This window comes from Rhodoferax sp. GW822-FHT04A08 (assembly GCF_058801025.1).
Window position 1 is genome coordinate 1 of sequence record NZ_JBXAMW010000062.1, and the last position, 1,358, is coordinate 1,358.

2 protein-coding genes are annotated in these 1,358 nt (G+C 64.1%); both read left to right on the forward strand.

Going from position 1 to position 1,358, the window contains the following annotated elements:
- Positions 1 to 423: electron transfer flavoprotein subunit beta/FixA family protein (locus AC1RMF_RS26565; protein WP_493145550.1), on the forward strand; the 423-nt coding region annotated here is incomplete at its 5' end.
- Between the two features lie 141 nt (positions 424 to 564).
- A partial coding sequence (locus tag AC1RMF_RS26570; protein WP_493145552.1) for an electron transfer flavoprotein subunit alpha/FixB family protein occupies positions 565 to 1,358 on the forward strand: 794 nt, incomplete at its 3' end.

Sequence of the window (1,358 nt, forward strand, 5' to 3'; positions counted from 1 at the left end):
CCCGGCCTGGTGATCCTGGGCAAGCAGGCCATTGATGACGACTGCAACCAGACCGGCCAGATGCTGGCGGCCCTGGGCGACTGGCCCCAGGCCACCTTTGCCAGCAAGGTCGAGATCGTGGACGGCAAGTTGAAGGCTACGCGTGAAGTGGACGGCGGCTCCGAGTCCCTGTCGCTCACGTTGCCCGCCATCATCACCACCGATCTGCGCCTGAACGAGCCGCGCTATGTGACGCTGCCCAACATCATGAAGGCCAAGAAGAAGCCGCTGGAGACCGTCAAGCCCGAAGATCTGGGTGTGGACGTGAACCCGCGCATCAAGACCTTGAAAGTCAGCGAGCCCCCGGCCCGCAGCGCCGGCATCAAGGTGAGCGATGTGGCCACCTTGGTCGACAAGCTCAAGAACGAAGCCAAGGTGATCTAGTGCTGCGGAGTCCGGCCGCCATGGCACTCAGCTCCGCGGCTGTCCCCCGGCCTTCGGCCTCCTCCTTTATGCCGCTGCGCTGAGCGCCATGCCGTCCTCTGCCAGCCAGCACCCAGCAAACCCCATTTGAAAGAGCAAACCATGACTTCTCTTGTAATCGCTGAACACGACAATGCCAGCATCAAACCCGCGACCCTCAACGCCGTCACCGCGGCCACCCAGCTCGGTGGCGATGTACACGTGCTGGTGGCTGGCCACAACGCTGCAGCCGCTGCTGCACAAGCCGCACAGATCGCCGGTGTAGCCAAGGTCATCCATGCCGATGAGGCCGGTCTGGCCCATGGCCTGGCAGAAAACGTCACCGCCCAGGTGCTGGCCATTGCAGCCAACTACAGCCACATCGTGCTGGCTGCCACGCCCTCGGGCAAGAACATTGCACCGCGCATTGCCGCCAAGCTGGATGTGGGCCAAGTCTCCGACATCACCAAGGTGGTGAGTCCCGACACCTTTGAGCGCCCCATCTATGCGGGCAACGCCATTGCCACGGTGCAGGCCACGGACGCCACCAAGGTGCTGACGGTGCGCACCACGGGCTTTGACCCGGCAGCCGCCACCGGTGGCAGTGCTGCGGTGGAAACTGCAAGTGCAGTCGCCGCAGCAACCAGCGTGAGCTTCCTGGGCTCGGAGATTGCCAAGAACGACCGCCCGGAGCTGACCAGCGCCAAGATCATCGTCAGCGGTGGCCGTGCCCTGGGTTCCTCCGAGAAGTTCACCGAAGTGATCACGCCGCTGGCCGACAAGCTCAATGCAGCGATGGGTGCATCCCGTGCCGCCGTGGACGCGGGCTACGCGCCCAACGACTGGCAAGTGGGCCAAACCGGCAAGATCGTGGCACCGCAGCTCTACATCGCTGTGGGCATCTCGGGCGCCATCCA